Here is a 16,684-nt window from a genome sequence, read left to right as displayed (position 1 = left end):
AACTCTTGGTTGGGCGTCATTCGTGCCTGCCATGTCTGCCGTCACCCTGTACTCGGCTGACGCTGCGTAAAGCCGGCCGGGATCACCGTCGTGCACCAAAACGCTGCCATGCGCAGGATGGCTTGCTCGCTTTTGTCGCGTTCCGCATTTGCCGCTAGACCAATCTCGCGGACTGCAGTGCCTTAATTGTCCGCCCTGTCAAAGCTGGCCGATCCGTCAAGATCGGCTCTGGCGGCGGGACCTGGACCGCGACGCGGCCCCCTGCCGGACGATCTGGCACAGCTTCTGCTATGTGACCTCCCGAGTAGAAGCGGTTAGCGCCGCCCGGTTCGTCCGGAGGCGCGGGACATTGCTCTTGCGGCCCTCATGGCCGCACGCCCTGTCGTGTACGGGGTGCTTGTTCACGCCCCGAAGGGCTCGACAGGAGAGAGGTCACTGCCATGCGCTTTGCCGCGTCGCTCGTTTCTTGCTGCAACCGTCCGGTGCCGATAAGCCGGATACCTTCGCCTCGCTTTTCTCTGTTTGTTCGCCTGTTGGTTGCCTTGTGCAACCGGCGGCATTCCCGTGCCTTGCCGATGGAGTCATCCCTATGAAAACGACGGAATCGGGACGCTCTGCGTCCGTGTTGTGCAAGCTGGTCCGCCGGGCGCTGTTGCCCGTGACGCTACTGGGTAGCGCCCTGGCTGCTACTTCGGCGCAGGCCAACGACGAGCTCACGCTGCTCACCTCCTGGTATGCGCAGGCCGAACATGGCGGCTTCTACCAGGCCGTGGCCGAGGGCATCTATGAAAAGCACGGGCTGGACGTGACCGTGAAGATGGGCGGCCCGCAGGTCAACGGCATGCAGCTGCTGCTGGCCCGCAAGGCCGACGTGATCGTCGGTTACGACTTCCAGATACTCAAGAGCCTGGAACAGGGCCTGCCGGTGGCGGCCATCGGCGCCTGCTTTCAAGGCGACCCGCAGGGTCTTCTGACCCACGGCGACGTCAAGGGGCTGGACGGCTTGCAAGACAAGACGGTCCTGGTCGCCACCTCGGGCCAAACGTCCTGGTGGCCCTGGCTCAAGGTCAAATACGGGCTGAATGACAGCCAGACCCGCCCCTACACCTTCAACCTGCAACCGTTCTTCGCCGACCCGAACACGGCGCAGCAGGCCTATGCCAGCTCCGAGCTGTTCCAGGCACGCCAGCAGGGTGTGGACGCCAATTTCTACCTGTTCGCCGACCACGGCTATCCCCCCTATGGCTCGACGCTGGTAAGCCGCCGCGATCTGATCGAATCGCAGCCGGAGGTCTTGCAGCGTTTCTACGACGCAACCATGGAGGGCTGGAAGAGCTACCTGGCCAACCCGGCGTCCGGTAACGCGCTGATCAAGCAGGACAACCCCAACATGACGGACGCGCAGATTGCCTGGGGCATCGAGCGCATGAAGGAGTTCCAGCTGGTCACCGGCGGCGACGCGGCCACCGGCGGCATCGGCGTGATGACCGATGCGCGCTGGCAGAAGACCCGCGACTACATGGTCGAGGCCGGGCTGCTCGGCGAGGCCGTGGACTTCAAGCAGGGGTATGACCTGCGTTTCGTCCAAGGCGCCGAGAAGGTGCTGCCGTAACCCGCCACACACAACATTTCGAGCCCGGCGCATGGCCGCCGGGCCGCAAGGCCCGATGAGGACACCGATATGCTGGTCACTAAACAACCCGTGCTGCGTCGCTTCTGGTACGCGCTCATGCCCACTGCGAAACTGGCCGAGGGCCCGCAACCTTTCACCCTGCTGGGCGAGCCGCTGGTGCTGTGGCAGAAGCCCGACGGCACGCCGGTCGCCATGCGCGACCGCTGCTGTCATCGCACCGCCAAACTGTCGAAGGGTTTCATCAGCGATGAAGGCAACATCGCCTGCGGCTATCACGGCTGGGAGTACGACTGCAGCGGTACCTGCGTAAAAATCCCGCAGAACCCGGAGGGGATGATCCCGCGTGGCGCCAAGGTCGAGACGTTCCATTGCCAGGACCGTTACGGTTACGTCTGGGTCGCGCTGGATGACCCGCTGCAGCAGATCCCGGAATTTCCCGAGGACGGTGCGCCCGGCTATCGGCGCATCTTTCAGTTTTACGAAGAGTGGAAAACCAGCCCGCTGCGGGTGATGGAAAACTCGTTCGACAACTCGCACTTCTCCTTTGTGCACAAGGCCAACTTCGGCCTGTTCGACCAGCCCAAGCCGTCCTCCTACGAATTCCGCGAAACCGATTATGGCTTCGAGGCCGAGACGCTGGTGCCGATTCGCAACCCCGAGGCGAGCTTCCGCATTACCGGCACCACCGAGCCGATTACCAACCGCCACCTGATCAACCGTTACTACCTGCCGTTCTCACGGCGCTTCGGCTGCATGTACCCGGACAGTGGCATCCACCACATCATCTACAACTGCGCGACGCCCATCGACGACGGCCGGCTAATGCTGGTGCAGTGGCTCTACCGCAACGACAGCGAGGAGCAGTGCTCGACCCAGGAGCTGATCGACTGGGACGCGGCCATCACCGCCGAGGATCGCGACATCCTTGAAGCGACCGATCACGACGCCTGTGTCGATACCCGCCGCCGCGTGGAACTGCACATGCCCTCGGACAAGCCGGGCCTGGTGATTCGTAATCAACTGCTGGCGCTGCTCGAGGCGCACGGCGAAAGCGAAGTATTCACGACCGCCTAGTGTTTCCCGGCCTCTGCTCGCGTAGACGAGCAGGCCGGATATCCAACCGCCCTGGAGAACCGTGCATGAACCCGATCCGATTCCCACGCCGTGCCGCGTCTGTCGCTACCCCGCGCCCTGAGCGGAGCATGCCGTCATGCTGATGCACTCGATCCCTGTCGACACGGCGCGCCCGGTACCGGAAGCATCCGCCAGCGAGTCGATCCCGGTGCTGCTGGCCAATCAGGTCGAGAAAACCTACCCCAATGGCACCCAGGCTCTGCAACGACTGAAGCTGGCCATAGGCCGCGGCGAATTCGTCTCGCTGCTCGGGCCGTCCGGCTGCGGCAAGAGTACCTTGCTGAAGATGTTCGCTGGGCTCGAAGAGCCATCGGCCGGCCATATACGCTGGTGGGGTAAGGGTGATCTAGATACGAGCGAGGCCGGCCAGCGCATGGCCATGGTTTTTCAGGAGGCTACGCTGATGCCCTGGGCCAAGGTTGCCGACAACGCCCGGCTGCCGCTGGATCTGGCCGGCGTGCCGAAGACCGAAGGCAACGCACGGGTGCAAGCAGCACTGGAGCTGGTCGGCCTGGGCACGTTTGGTGGCGTTTACCCGCGCGAGCTCTCGGGCGGCATGCAGATGCGCGCCTCCATTGCCCGCGCGCTGGCCACGCAACCGAACCTGCTGCTGATGGACGAACCCTTCGGCGCACTCGACGAGTTCACCCGCAATCGTCTGGACAGCGATTTACGCGACCTCTGGAGAGCGCGCGACCTGACCGTGGTGTTCGTCACTCACAGCATCTACGAGGCGGTGTTTCTGTCCTCGCGCGTGGTGGTGATGGGCGCACGGCCTGGGCGGGTGTTGGCTGATGTGAACATCGAGGGGCCTGAGGAGCGCGATGAGGCATTTCGCACCAGCGCGCCCTTCATCCAGCAGTGCGCGCAGCTGTCCCGGCTGCTCGCCGAAGCCAACGCCGATGCGGCGCACTGAGGCCACGACTATGGATACACGTACTCAACCCCTGCTGGCCGACCCGCGTTTTCAGCGTATCGCTGCGCCCTTGCTGGTCGGCCTGGTGCTGCTCGGCGGCTGGCAATTTCTGTGTGTCGCGCTGCAGGTGCCGACTTATCTGGTGCCGACGCCGATAGATATAGGGCGGACATTGGTCGCCGACGGGCCGATGCTGCTCGGCGCCTTGCTGGTGACCTTGAAGATCACCTTTCTGTCGTTCGCCCTGGCCGTGGTGCTCGGTGTGATCGCGGCGTTTCTGTTCGTGCAGAGTCGGGTGATCGAGGCCAGCCTGTTTCCTTACGCGATCCTCCTGCAGGTCACGCCGGTAGTGGCCATCGCGCCGTTGATCATCATCTGGGTCAGCAATACGACCTTGGCGCTGACCATCTGCGCGACGCTGGTGGCGATCTTCCCGATCATCTCCAACACGGTGCTTGGGCTGCGCAGCGTCAATCCGGGGCTGCTCAACCTGTTCCGCCTGAACCGCGCGAGCCGCTGGCAGACCCTGGTACGCCTGCGCATTCCCAGCGCCTTGCCATACTTCTTTGGCGGGCTGCGCATTGCTTCTGGGCTGGCACTGATCGGTGCAGTGGTCGCCGAGTTTGTTGCCGGCACCGGTGGCACTGGCGCGGGGCTGGCCTACCAGATCTTGCAGGCGGGCTTTCAATTGAACATCCCACGGCTGTTCGCCGCGCTCTTTCTCATCGCCCTGACTGGCGTGCTGCTGTTCAGCCTGATGGCCGCTTTGGCGCGGTACAGCCTTGGGCACTGGCACGAGAGTGAGCAAGGATGAGGCGTTGGCGCTGCAACCCGTAGGGTGGGCTTCAGCCCACCGCAGGCCAGAGAACACTGGTGGGCTGAAGCCCACCCTACGTGGGATCGTGCTGCTGAGTTTCGCCTCGATTATCCCTCCACAGGATTTCAACCATGCATATCAATACTAACTGGCTGATCCGCAACGCCAGCGCCATCCTTACTGGCCTGCCGGGCAATGCAGCGCGGCATGCCGGTCCGGACATCCGCGTCGTCGACGGTCGCATCATTGCCATGGGGTCGCTCAAAACCCAACCCGGCGAAAAGGTCATCGACGCTCGTGATTGCGTGATCTATCCGGCCTGGGTGAATACTCATCACCACCTGTTCCAGTCGTTGCTCAAGGGCGAACCACAGGGGCTGAACCAGAGCCTGACGCCCTGGCTGGCTGCGACACCGTATCGGTTCCGCGGTGCCTTCGACGAAGATAGCTTCCGCCTGGCTGCGCGCATCGGGCTCGTCGAGCTGGTGCGCTCGGGGTGCGGCACCGTGGCCGACCACCATTATCTGTACTATCCCGGGATGCCATTCGACAGCGCGGCCATCCTTTTCGAAGAAGCCGAGGCGCTGGGGGTGCGCTTCGTGCTGTGCCGCGGCGGCGCGACCCAGACGCGACAGCTTGAAGCCGAGCTTCCCCAGGCCTTGCGGCCGGAACGCATCGACGACTACCTCGCCGACGTCGAACGTCTGGTTGCGACCTATCATGACCCGGCCGCCGATGCCCGGCGACGTGTGGTCATGGCGCCGACCACCACACTGCACTCGACTACGCCGGATGAGCTGCGCCTGACAGCGGACGTGGCGCGTCGCCTCGGGATTCGCCTGCACAGCCACCTTTCCGAAACGGTCGATTATCTCGATGCGGCACGCGCCAAGTTCGGCATGACGCCCGTACAGTTCTGCGCCGAGCACGGCTGGGTCGGGCAAGACGTTTGGTTCGCACATATGGTCAAGCTGCTGCCCGAGGAGATTCGCCTGCTCGGCGAAACCGCCACCGGCATCGCCAGCTGCCCGCAGAGCAATGGCCGGCTCGGCAGCGGTATCGCCGACCTGCCGGCGCTGGAAGCGGCTGGCGTGACGGTGTCGCTTGGTGTTGATGGCGCCGCCTCCAACGAGGCCGCCGATATGCAGTCCGAAGCGCATGCGGCCTGGCTCCTGCAACGGGCGCGAAAGGGCGAGCGGGCGCAGCCGCGCTATGCCGGTGGCGAGTTCGAAGGCGGCGCTGATGCGGCGAGCATCGAGGATGTGCTGCGCTGGGGAACGGCCGGCGGCGCGATGGTCTTGGGACTGGATGCGGTCGGAACGTTGCAGGTCGGCCAAGCTGCGGATCTGGCGGTGTATCGTCTGGATGACCCACGCTATTTTGGCCTGCACGATCCCGCCATCGGCCCAATCGCCAGCGGTGGCCGCGCTGCGCTAAAGGCGTTGCTGGTTGGAGGGCGTCGGGTGGTTGAAGACGACAACATACCGGGCCTGGACATGGCCGAACTGGGAGGTCAATCGCGCGCAGCGGTGGCGCGCCTTATTCAGCGTGCGGAGTCGGTGATCTGAGCTGTGTCCAAAATCCGCGTCGGGCGATGAAGGCGTAACGGTGTTTGCGTGGGGATAAAGGTAAGCCGTCGTTGGGTAACGACGGCTGGGAGGTAGCCTGACCGCCCAGGCGAGCCGGGCGGTTCAGCGGATCAGAAGTGAGCTTTGACGATGAAGTTAGTCACGTTGTTGTCGGTATTGAATGCGTCACTGTCTTCAATGCCGTACTTGTTCGACCAGTAGTCGTATTCGATACCGACGTATAGCTTGCCCGGCGTGTAATCGAGCGCCTTGCCCAAGTCGTATTTCACCTGCGGGTTGAAGTGGAAATTCTTCTTCAGTTCCGTGTTGCCGTTTTTCTTGTCGTTGACCACCCAGTCGATATAGCCATCGAACAGAATGTCGGATTTGCCGACTGGAATCGTGATCGCCCACGTCGGAGAGATCTGCCATTGGCCGCTCGGCTTGTTAGTGATGCCGTCGGGCTTGCGGTAGTAAGTATTGATGGCGAGGCGATCAAAACCCGGCACATTTAGGTCCACAGCCGGGCCGAGCAGGTAATTGCGATTTCGGCCTTCGCCGCGTTCGTAGGTGGCCGAAATCAGCACGTCCTTAATAGGGCCAAATGAGAGGTTGGCGCCGGTGATCTTGCCCAACGACAAGCGCGGGCTGAATTCACCGTAGTAGGTATGCCCATCGCTGCCGGAGATGCCGTTGTACCACTTGTTGTCGACGAACAGGAACATGTCTCCCCAAGTCCAGCCGCTGGCATGTTCGAAGGTGATGGTTTGCTGGATATCGCCTTCTTTGCCGCCGGCACTGTCTACGGAGAAGTTCTTGCCGTAGAGGTAGGTCAGGCTGTTGTTCTGCCAGAGCATCGGTGCGGCGGCCACTTGGCCTGCAATCATAAGGCTGCCCGCCAGTGCTGCGGTGGTCAGAATGGATTTCATGGAAGCGCTCCTGTTGCGATATGTGCTTTGATTTCCTGGCCAAACGGTCAGATACGGCTGATCAAAGCAAAACCTGCGCCAGTTGCCGGCAAGCTTCTAGAAAATATATAAATATTTTGTATATCAACGTGTTATTGAAGATATTGGCGCACCTTGAGGGAGCGTAGAGCCGCCGTTCGGTAAACCTGCCCTAGAAAAAACCTGACCATCCCGACAATGCGCCAACTTGATGCAGTCATTTGGCCATGTCTGGACACGACCTATACGTACCGGTGTGCTCAGTCACTGCGGAAGCTGCTGGCTACCAAAATTACCGACACCATTCTCCGAAGCGGCAACCCCGCCCACTGAAAAACAGGCCGCCCCAAAAACAACGAACCCCGCCAATGAGCGGGGTTCGTTGTTCAGTTGAGCCCCGTCGCTGCGGGGTTTTCTCTGATTTTTTTCAGCAGGCATGCCGAATCAGATCGTTTCGGCCCAAAGATCGTACTCGTCGGCATTGGTTACCCGAACGCGGACCTTGTCGCCCGGCTGCAGCGAACGGTCGCTGTCGACGTAGACCATGCCATCGATTTCCGGCGCATCGGCATAGGAACGGCCGATTGCGCCGTCCTCATCGACCTCATCGATCAGCACTTCGATTTCCTGGTTGATCTTGCGCTCCAACCGGGCAGCGCTGATGGCTTGCTGGTGCGCCATGAAGCGATCCCAGCGATCCTGCTTGACGTCGTCCGGTACTGGCTCAAGATCCATCGCCTCTGCCGGCGCACCTTCGACCGGGGAGTACTGGAAGCAGCCGACGCGATCCAGCTGAGCTTCGGTGAGCCAATCGAGCAGATATTGGAAGTCTTCTTCGGTCTCGCCGGGGAAACCGACGATGAAGGTCGAGCGAATGGTCAGTTGCGGGCAGATCTCGCGCCATTTCTGGATCCGTGCCAGGGTCTTGTCCTCGAAGGCCGGGCGCTTCATGGCCTTGAGCACTTTTGGACTAGCGTGCTGGAACGGAATATCCAGGTAGGGCAGCAGCTTGCCTTCGGCCATCAGCGGGATGATGTCGTCGACGTTCGGGTACGGATAGACGTAATGCAGACGCACCCACACGCCCATGCTCGACAGCGCCTGGCAGAGCTCCAGCATGCGCGTCTTGACCGGCTGCCCGTTCCAGAAATCGGTTTTGTACTTTACGTCGACGCCATAAGCGCTGGTGTCTTGGGAAATCACCAGGATTTCCTTCACACCGGCCTTGACCAAGCGCTCGGCTTCGCTCAGCACGTCGCCCACCGGACGGCTGACCAGCTTGCCGCGCATGGACGGGATGATGCAGAAGCTGCAGCTGTGGTTGCAGCCTTCGGAAATTTTCAAGTAGGCGTAGTGGCGTGGGGTCAGCTTGATGCCCTGCGGCGGAACCAGATCGACGAAGGGATCGTGGTCGATGTTCGGCGGCACCACTTCATGCACCGCATTGACCACCTGCTCGTACTGCTGCGGACCGGTGACCGCCAGCACGCTGGGGTGCACATTGCGGATGTTGTCTTCGGCCACGCCCATGCAGCCGGTGACGATGACCTTGCCGTTCTCGGCGATGGCTTCGCCGATGGCATCCAGCGACTCGGCTTTGGCGCTGTCGATGAAGCCACAGGTGTTGACCACCACCACGTCGGCGTCCTGATAGGTGGGCACGATCTGATAGCCCTCCATGCGCAGCTGAGTGAGGATGCGCTCGGAGTCCACCGTTGCCTTGGGACAGCCAAGTGACACGAACCCTACACTAGGAGCTTTCTTAGACATAGCAGACCGCCTCGGCAATACGGCATGGAAAAAAATAGCACGCGAGTATACAGCTATCTGCGGTTTTCTGATCCACGTCAGGCGGCCGGTAGTAGTGCCGACCGTCAGTTGTAGTATGCTGAGAACTAGTGCTGCGAGGGGTCTACCCACCGTGCCTGGCTGGGGTATGCGACGTGAGATGCGGAGTCAGAGCTTTACGACGCGGCTGGATCAATTGTGGGAGGTTGGGTGTAGGTGAAGTCAGGTTTTCACTGAGGCGCGGTAGCCCACGTGGGCGTGGGGGAACCATCGTCACAGGAATCTTTCTTAGCCCTTACGCTGCTGTGTGGAATAACATATATTCAGCACTTATGCAGGCAGAACGATGGCGTTTCGAGGGTGCCTTACCTGCGCGGAACCAGCCCCGATCAACCGGCCTTGGGATGAGCAACGTTGAGTCTTACACCTGATATAGAGGAAGTGACGATAGTTATCGTGGGAGGCTTCTCTCCAGGATTGATGTCCCCTCATTGGTTCGCATTCCATGAATTGGTTAGTCAGCAGGAAGCGGAAGAGGCCACTGTTAATTTGACTACAATGGAGGTCTCTCAAATTGATTTCGGTTGGTGTAAGTTCTATGCTGACTTGCAGAGGCTACAAATAAGCACTACGCAATCCCCTTGGATAAGAATTTCAGACCTCGTTTCTAAGTTGCTCGCTGATGTATTGCCTGGAAGCTCTTGTGTGGCATTGGGTATCAATACTTCTTTGCATTTCAATGTAACTTCGGCGCAGAGAGAAAAGCTAGGGACGAGTCTTGCTCCCCGTGAGCCATGGGGGGGGTGGGGAAAGGATTTGTTTAATGTCGACCATACTGCTCCAAGTAATGGGCTGATTTCGATTGCTATGCGCCGAAGTGAAGGACTTGAGAATAAATATAATCAGTATGTTGACGTGGCGATTAGAGGCTCAAATCTTCTAAAGCCATATGGGGTAAATGTGCATGTCAACGACCACTACGCATTTGGTGAAGAAAAGGAAGGTGGGGCTTCAATAGTTGAAGGTTTATTAGCGGGTGAGTTTGAGCGTTCAATATCGGACGCCCGTGTCGTTGGAGTGGACATCGTAGGGAGGAGTATATGATGGGTGAGTTCGTCGGAGTGGCTTCCCTAGATACCACAAGCAATGATATTAAAATCATAGGTGACTCCAATACTTTGGCTCCTTCTGGTTTTCATAGGCAATTGATAAGTAGATCAGCGCCGGAGAGTTCAGGGGCGAGTCGAGAAATTGATGCAAGGCTGCGCTATGATAGTTTGTTTAGCGACGCTGTCTCCACCCATCAGCGGCGTATTCTGAACTTTGAAAGCTCGTTTATAGCGGAGCAAGAATGGGAAGGTTGTGTTCTGTCCATCTATGAAGGGCAGATTACGGCTCTTCTGCAGGATTTATCGCGCCCTGGGCTTGAAGAGCAGGCGGTGTTTGATGTAGATGAAGTCTCCGAGATATACCGTGATCTTGTTAAGGAAGGCGCCATATTTCGATGGTCAATTGGTTATCAGCGGCAGAAGGGCGGGACGAAAAGTAGGCTTTCTAGCTTGGTTTTTAGACGTATGCCCGCGTGGAACTCTAAAGATTTAGCGAAAAGTCAGGAAGAGGCGGAGGACATTTTATCCGGGCTTCAATGGGCTTGATAAGGTTTTAAGCGCGTTTATGTTTGAGGTCAGCCTTTTTGGTCCAGGATATGGCGAGTGCGTATTGGTTCGGATCGATAAAGATAAATGGGTTATCGTTGATTCATGTCATGATAACTACGGCGAGCCGGCCGCGTTATCTTATCTGAAGAGCATTGGTGTAAGCGTAGATCAAGTTATAATGGTGGTTGTTACCCATTGGCATGATGATCATGTTAGAGGTCTTTCTAAGATTGTAGAGGTGTGCACTAAGGCAAAATTTTGCATGAGCCATGTGTTCACTAATAAAGAATTTGTTGCGTTTCTTTCCGCCTATAGTCAAGCTCAAGTAACTGATAAGTTCAGTTCTGGCGGTAAGGAGATGATTCAGATATTAAAAGTATTGAGTCAGCGCGGCCAGATTGTAACAAAGGCAGAGCCGGATAGAAGGCTATATCAATGTTCGGCATTAGATGGCTCGCCAATAGAGATATGGTCATTGTCTCCTTCTGATGAGTGTTTGGATAGATTTATGGGTTTTGTAGCGGATAACATGCCCAAGAAAGGAGAATCGAGAAAACGGCTTCCAAGTATCTATTCCAACGAAACGGCTGTGGCTTTGCTAGTGAAGTACGGGGATCATTCTGTACTGTTGGGTGCAGATTTAGAAGAAACTCATCGTGGATGGACTTCAATATTAGCTTCGTGCGGGCGCCCTACTGATAAATCTTCGTTATTCAAAATTCCTCATCATGGCTCTAGTAATGGGCATCATGATGGGGTTTGGGAGAAGATGTTGGTAGAGAAGCCAATTTCTATTCTCACTCCTTATAATCGCGGTTATAAATTGCCGAAGAAGGAAGATATTGATCGGATTAGCTCGCTGTCTGATAAAACTTACACGACACGAATAGTGAGATCCGGTAGAACAGTTAACAGGTCGAAGTCTGTTTTAAAGATGATTGATGCAACGGTCAAGGAGATATCTGTGATAGATACAGGAGTGGGCCATATCCGGGCAACTTTACCCAGCGGGCAAACAGAGTGGCATGTAGAGCTGCTCAATGGTGCACAGGTACTTTAGAATCACCTCACTAATAGCGATGCTCTTGTGCTAGGGGAAGTAATCGATAGGTAAAGAAGTCGGACAATTCAAGTGAAGCCGGGCTTTTTTTGGTTTAGATAACGTGCGCTATGGACAGCCAAGTGAAACAAATCCGACGGTAGGTGTTTTGCTCATCGCGTAACCTCAGGACACCACGTAAAAAGGCGCGCGTGTATACAGCTATTTATGCTTCTTTCGGATTTCGGATGCCAAGCGGTACTCACATGGATAGGAGCAAAGCGGCTTAGCCGCTGTGGGAGAAATTCTCCGGCGTGTGCTGATCCAACTCGGCGATTTGCGAGCGATTGCGGCCTTGCTGCTTTGCCTTGTACAGAGCGCCATCGGCAAGCTTGAGGACGCCCTCCATGCTGTCGGCGTGCAGCGGCCAGAGCGCAATGCCCAGAGAAATGGTGAGGTGGCCCACCTGCGAAATCTCATCCTGTTCGACGCATTGGCGCAGCCGCTCGGCAACCAGCGTTGCCGATTCGAGATTTGTGTCCGGCAATAGCATCAGAAACTCTTCGCCGCCACTTCGGCATAGCGTGTCGGCGCCCCGCGAGCAGGCGGTCATTAGCTGTGCCAAATGTCGAATGACCTGATCCCCCGCGTCGTGGCCGTAACTGTCGTTGATGCGTTTGAAGTGATCGATATCCAGGGCGACGACGGCGAACGAGCGGCCTTCGGCGCGCAGGGTATCCAGGGCAAGCGTGAGGCCGCGCCGGTTATGCAGGCCGGTCAACGGATCGGTCTGGGCATCGAGATTGAGCTTGCCGATACGCTGGTGCAGCAGGCTGATGCCCAGCTGCATGGCACGTTTGAGCTGAGCGGCCTCGAAATACCAGGAGCGGATATTCTGGATTCGTTCGGCGCTGTTGGTTGCGTCCATCTCGCTTGCGCTTTTTGCCAGCTGCCAGAGCGGGCGGGCGATCAATCGTGAAAGCCACCACACGCCAAAAAAAGTCAGCAGGGCGAGGGGGGCGGTCTGGCGCAGGACCTTCAACATCAGGCCGTCGAGGGGGTGCAGAGTCGCTGCCGTGGGACGTTGCGCAATGATGCCCCAACCGGCTGTTGGCAGGGCCGCGTAACCGGCCAACATGTCGCGGCCCTGGCTGTTGATTACGCGTTGGCTGCCCGACTCACCGGCGATTACGCGGTCAATGACCTCGTTGTCGCCCACCACGGTACCGAGCCGCTCGGGGTCCGGGTGATAGAGCAGCCGCCGATTCTGATCCACCGCGTACAGGTACGAACCATCCTGGTAGTAGTGCGCGCCGAGCAGGCTGTTGAGAATGCTTTTTTCCGTCAGGTAAATAGTGCCGCCCACGTAACCCAGGTAACTGCCGTTCTCACTGAAGATCGGCTGCGATATCACCACTACCAGCTTGCCGGTCGCTGCAATGTAGGGCTTGCTGATCAACGCTCGCCGTTCGCGCAGCGCTTCGAGCGCTCCCGGCGAATCGAGTTGCTGATCGAGCAATTGGCTCGCATTGGGCGAGGTTGCCCGCACGACGCCTTGTGCGCTGGTTATTACGATCGAGTTGAAACTATCCGTCTGTAATCGCAGGCGTCTGGTTTCGGCGCGCAGCGCGGCATCGTTGGCGAATCGTTCGGCGATAACCCCTGCGCTGAAGGCCAGCTGTTGCTGAGCCGATCGGAAGAATCGATCGGTACTGTCGGCGAGCTTCGCCGCGTAGGCGCGATTGGCCTCGAGCGTGCTATCGATCAGCGATTCGCGCTGTACCTGGTAGCTTGCATAAAAGCTGATGCCCAGCGTGATCAACCCGCTGAGTATCGCCAGCAGCACAATCAGCCGCCGCAGGTCTACGCGAAGCAGAGGGGCAAATGGCATAAATTCTGGTTGTTATTAGGCATGAATTCGCCGCGCATGGTAGGTCGTTTAGTCGCCTGGCTCCAGTTCAAACGATGGTGGGCGCAAACGGGACGCTCTAGCGAGGGCAGTCTTGGTCTGGCCGTAGCGAAAGGAGGAACAGATAAAGAGGCCTGAATTGTTGAGCTGAACCCTTCGCCGCATGTGCTTTGAACGCACATCCGCGGAGAGTGACCAACGTAGGCAAAGCAACGAATGGTGAAGCCCCTTTGCTAGTATGCGCCCACTGATTTGAACGGATAGCTGCTGTGACCGATACCTATACCTCCTCGCAAACGGGACCGGCCCATGTTCCTACCGGCGTACCGGGGTTGGATGCTGTGCTCATGGGTGGTCTGCTACCGCGGGCGGTGTATATCGTCCAGGGTGGTCCAGGCGAGGGCAAGACGATTCTGGCCAACCAGATCTGCTACAGCTGGGCGGCTCGTGGAGAGCGCTCGCTGTATGTGACGCTGCTGGCCGAGACTCATCATCGCTTGCTGCGCCATTTGCAGAATATGGCGTTCATGGATAACCAGTACGCAGGCACATCGGTGGTCTACGAAAGCGCCTTCGATATCCTTCGTGCGGACGGTCTGGAAGGTATCCTTCGATATCTGACACGCAACGGGAAGCGCCAGCAGGCATCGCTCATCGTCATCGATGGTCTGTTCGCGCTGGAAGAAAACGCCGAGTCGGAACGGGCGTTCCGAGAATTCATCAACGACCTATCGGTCTATGCCGATGTTGTCGGCTGCACGATATTACTGTTGACCAACAGCAAGCGTGATTCCGGTAGTCCGGAATTCACCATGGTCGACGGCTGGTTACATCTGGGCAGCGACGAGGACCAGTTTCGGACCTTCCGCTATCTGCAAGTGCGCAAGTTTCGAGGGAGCGATTTCATTTCCGGCCGGCACATGACTTCGATCACCGGTGACGGCTATCGGGTGTTTCCGCGTCTTGAGGCGGTCACCGGCGCGCTGGAATCCGCACCGATGCGTGATCAGCGGCTGGGTACCGGCTCCAGTGGCCTTGATCAGATTATCCGCGGTGGCATCCCTTTCTCATCGACGACACTGTTGGTCGGCCCCACGGGTGTAGGCAAAACGACGCTGGGCCTTAGCTTCATCTGCCAGAGCACCGAAGAAGAACCGGGCCTCTTCTTTGGTTTCTATGAAGATGCGCACCGCCTACGACGTCGCGCCAGCGCGCTGGGCCTGAAGCTGGAAGCGATGGTCGACAGCGGCGTGGTAGAGGTTATCCATCACGCTCCAACAGAATTGTTGCAGGACCAGTTGGCGGAAGAGATCCTCAACGCGGTTCGGCGCCGAGGCGTCAAGCGCCTGTTCATCGACGGGATCGATGCGTTCAAACAGACCGTGGTCAGTCCCCAGCAGCTCGGCCGATATTTCAGCGCGCTGACCGCCATCCTTCGCAGCGAAGGCGTAACCACGATGTTCACCGCCGAACTGGCGGAAATCGTCGGAGGGGAACATGGCCTGCAGTTCGCTGCTGTATCGGCGATTGCTGAAAATATCGTGCTGCTGAGATATGCCGAACTCGAATCGCGACTCTATCGGACCCTGGGGATTCTGAAAATGCGTGAGAGCGATTTTGATCCCCATGTCTACGAGTTCACCTTGGGAGCGGCGGGGTTCAAGATCGCTGAGCGTCTGGAGCGTACTGAGGGAGTAATGGTGGGACGGCCACATCGTCAGCCTCCGTCGGGCGGCAAGGATGTCTAGAGGAGACCGGGACGGACTGGCACCGCTTGTGCTGCTGGTCGAGGATGAGCTCGGGCTTAGCAAGCTGATGGTGATGATCCTGGAAGAGGAAGGCTATCGGGTTGCTGAGGCGGCGAACGGGGCGCAGGGTTTGGCCAAGCTCGAGGAGGAGAAGCCGGCATTGATCATTACCGATTACATGATGCCGGAGCTCAACGGCTTCGAAATGGTTCGAACGATCCGCAGAAATTCGGCTTTCGATGACGTTCCCATTCTGATGATGAGCGCCGCGCTGCCTCAGCAAATTCCTGGGCGCGACCTCGTCGACCAGTTTCTGCCCAAGGGCACCGGGCTCGATCTGCTGGTGGCAACCATTCGACGTCTTGTTGACGGCGATGCCGAGCCGGGCTCTCACGACACATAGGGCGCAGCCATCATGGGCGTGTCGAACTGCTTGTCAGGGAACAGGGCTGAGGCTTGTGCGTCTGACACGCCCGTGACTGCCCGGTAGATAACGCTTCAGGCGCAACGCCGGCGACTCGATCAGATGCCAGGACAGCGCTGCGATGGCGATGCTTGCCGACAAGCTGATCGCCATGAAGGCGGGTAGCGATAGTTGCGAGCTGAACCAGTGCATCAACAGTTGTTGAATCGGAAAGCTGAAGATATAGATGCCGTAGGAAAAATCGCCGTATTTACCGAACCCAGAGAGCCGCGGAATCTTCAGGTGCGCCAGATAGATAGTGAGATAGGGCAGCGTCAGCACATGGAAATACAGCCATAACTCGGTTTTAGCGCTGAGCAGCGATAAGGCCAGCAACGCCAGCGCGACCTTCCAGTTCCAGGGCAGGATTTTGCGATACAGGTACAGCGCCGATCCGAAGAAAAAGAACATGCCCAGCCGGGTGGATTTGCGCAGGATGTCGTTTTCCAGTCCCAGGCTCGGCGCCAGATGGAAATGGACCAATATGAGCACTATGGGCACCGCCAATACGGCGATTCGTCCGAAAAGCTTGAGCAAGCCCATCAGCATCAACGAGGCATACATCAGCACTTCATAGGGCAATGTCCAGACCGATCCATTGACCGTGTCCGGAAACGGATTGTCGGCAAATACCCCCGGCAGATGAAACTGGGTCACCAACGCCATGTTCAACAGATATCGCATCGTCTGGCTGTTAAGTAGATAGTCCTTCAGCGACAATCCGGTCGCCAACGGGCCGACAACCAGCACGGTAAGCAGTACCGATACGCATAGAGCTGGAAAGATCCGCAATGCCCGTTTGGCAGCGAAATCCAGCGCGCTGTGGCTGTTGATCCATGAGGCAGCGATCAGAAATCCACTCATCACGAAAAACAGGTTCACGGCAATATCCGCGGTATCCATCGATCCGGTGAACAGCCGCACCGGCTCGGCATGGCCAATCCCAAACAACCAGTAGCAGTGCCCGATGACCACGGCCGATGCGGCGAAGAAACGCAAGAAGTCGAAGTTGTTTCCTTCTCGCTGGACCGTTGTGATGCCCATAAATGTCCTCTGTGCCAACG

General features: G+C 58.2%; 14 protein-coding genes and 1 pseudogene. 11 read left to right on the top strand and 4 right to left on the bottom strand.

The annotated features are described in order from the left end of the window. Positions 1 to 589 precede the first annotated feature (589 nt). From NAV33_RS16605 to NAV33_RS16585, 5 genes are all read left to right on the top strand, one after another. The gene (locus tag NAV33_RS16605; RefSeq protein WP_255982033.1) at positions 590 to 1,612 is read left to right on the top strand and encodes an ABC transporter substrate-binding protein; all 1,023 of its coding nucleotides are present in this window, start codon (positions 590 to 592) and stop codon (positions 1,610 to 1,612) included. Between the two features lie 69 nt (positions 1,613 to 1,681). Next, entirely contained in the window at positions 1,682 to 2,707 is a 1,026-nt protein-coding gene (locus NAV33_RS16600) for an aromatic ring-hydroxylating oxygenase subunit alpha (protein ID WP_255982030.1), read from the top strand. 136 nt (positions 2,708 to 2,843) lie between these two features. Further along, positions 2,844 to 3,683 carry an ABC transporter ATP-binding protein gene (locus NAV33_RS16595; protein ID WP_255982027.1) on the top strand — a complete coding sequence of 280 codons (840 nt, stop codon included), beginning with the start codon at positions 2,844 to 2,846 and terminating at the stop codon, positions 3,681 to 3,683. An 85-nt stretch (positions 3,684 to 3,768) separates the two neighbouring features. After that, complete coding sequence (locus tag NAV33_RS16590) at positions 3,769 to 4,497, top strand: ABC transporter permease (protein WP_336605402.1); 729 nt, start codon at positions 3,769 to 3,771, stop codon at positions 4,495 to 4,497. A gap of 134 nt (positions 4,498 to 4,631) precedes the next feature. Then, complete coding sequence (locus NAV33_RS16585; protein ID WP_255982023.1) at positions 4,632 to 6,068, top strand: amidohydrolase family protein; 1,437 nt, start codon at positions 4,632 to 4,634, stop codon at positions 6,066 to 6,068. A 131-nt stretch (positions 6,069 to 6,199) separates the two neighbouring features. Here NAV33_RS16585 and NAV33_RS16580 read toward each other — a convergent pair whose 3' ends face one another. Further along, positions 6,200 to 6,997, bottom strand: a complete 798-nt coding sequence (locus tag NAV33_RS16580; RefSeq protein WP_255982021.1) for an outer membrane protein OmpK — start codon at positions 6,995 to 6,997, stop codon at positions 6,200 to 6,202. Between the two features lie 462 nt (positions 6,998 to 7,459). Further along, on the bottom strand, positions 7,460 to 8,785 hold the full coding sequence (gene rimO, locus NAV33_RS16575) for a 30S ribosomal protein S12 methylthiotransferase RimO (protein WP_255982019.1): 1,326 nt from the start codon (positions 8,783 to 8,785) through the stop codon (positions 7,460 to 7,462). Positions 8,786 to 8,924: 139 nt separating this feature from the next. On the opposite strand from rimO, the pseudogene NAV33_RS16570 reads away from it, so the two are divergent. The 4 genes and pseudogenes from NAV33_RS16570 to NAV33_RS16555 all read left to right on the top strand — a co-directional run. Then, a pseudogene (locus NAV33_RS16570) lies at positions 8,925 to 9,023 on the top strand (DUF4113 domain-containing protein); the annotation flags it as partial. Between the two features lie 194 nt (positions 9,024 to 9,217). Beyond that, a complete protein-coding gene (locus NAV33_RS16565) occupies positions 9,218 to 9,907 on the top strand; it encodes a hypothetical protein (protein ID WP_255982017.1) in 690 nt (229 codons plus the stop codon). Then, positions 9,907 to 10,458, top strand: a complete 552-nt coding sequence (locus tag NAV33_RS16560; protein ID WP_255982014.1) for a hypothetical protein — start codon at positions 9,907 to 9,909, stop codon at positions 10,456 to 10,458. Before NAV33_RS16565 ends, NAV33_RS16560 begins: the two co-directional genes overlap by 1 nt. 19 nt (positions 10,459 to 10,477) lie before the next feature. Next, positions 10,478 to 11,521, top strand: a complete 1,044-nt coding sequence (locus tag NAV33_RS16555) for an MBL fold metallo-hydrolase (RefSeq protein WP_255982012.1) — start codon at positions 10,478 to 10,480, stop codon at positions 11,519 to 11,521. A gap of 265 nt (positions 11,522 to 11,786) precedes the next feature. Here the strand turns inward: NAV33_RS16555 and NAV33_RS16550 are convergent, their stop codons facing one another. After that, a complete protein-coding gene (locus NAV33_RS16550) occupies positions 11,787 to 13,391 on the bottom strand; it encodes a sensor domain-containing diguanylate cyclase (protein WP_255982010.1) in 1,605 nt (534 codons plus the stop codon). A gap of 287 nt (positions 13,392 to 13,678) precedes the next feature. Here NAV33_RS16550 and NAV33_RS21470 point away from each other — a divergent pair, with 287 nt between their 5' ends. Then, positions 13,679 to 15,157, top strand: coding sequence for an ATPase domain-containing protein (locus NAV33_RS21470; protein ID WP_255982007.1), 1,479 nt, complete (start codon positions 13,679 to 13,681; stop codon positions 15,155 to 15,157). A 28-nt stretch (positions 15,158 to 15,185) separates the two neighbouring features. Continuing rightward, positions 15,186 to 15,560, top strand: a complete 375-nt coding sequence (locus NAV33_RS16540; protein WP_255982004.1) for a response regulator transcription factor — start codon at positions 15,186 to 15,188, stop codon at positions 15,558 to 15,560. 33 nt (positions 15,561 to 15,593) lie between these two features. Here the strand turns inward: NAV33_RS16540 and NAV33_RS16535 are convergent, their stop codons facing one another. Then, positions 15,594 to 16,664: an acyltransferase family protein gene (locus NAV33_RS16535; protein ID WP_255982001.1), complete on the bottom strand. Its 1,071-nt coding sequence runs from the start codon at positions 16,662 to 16,664 to the stop codon at positions 15,594 to 15,596. Between the last annotated feature and the right edge of the window lie 20 nt (positions 16,665 to 16,684).

Source organism: Stutzerimonas stutzeri (genome assembly GCF_024448715.1).
GTDB classification, from domain to species: Bacteria; Pseudomonadota; Gammaproteobacteria; order Pseudomonadales; family Pseudomonadaceae; genus Stutzerimonas; species Stutzerimonas stutzeri_AR.
The sequence above is the reverse complement of the archived record's forward strand: the minus strand, read 5'-3'. Positions and strand labels throughout refer to the sequence as shown.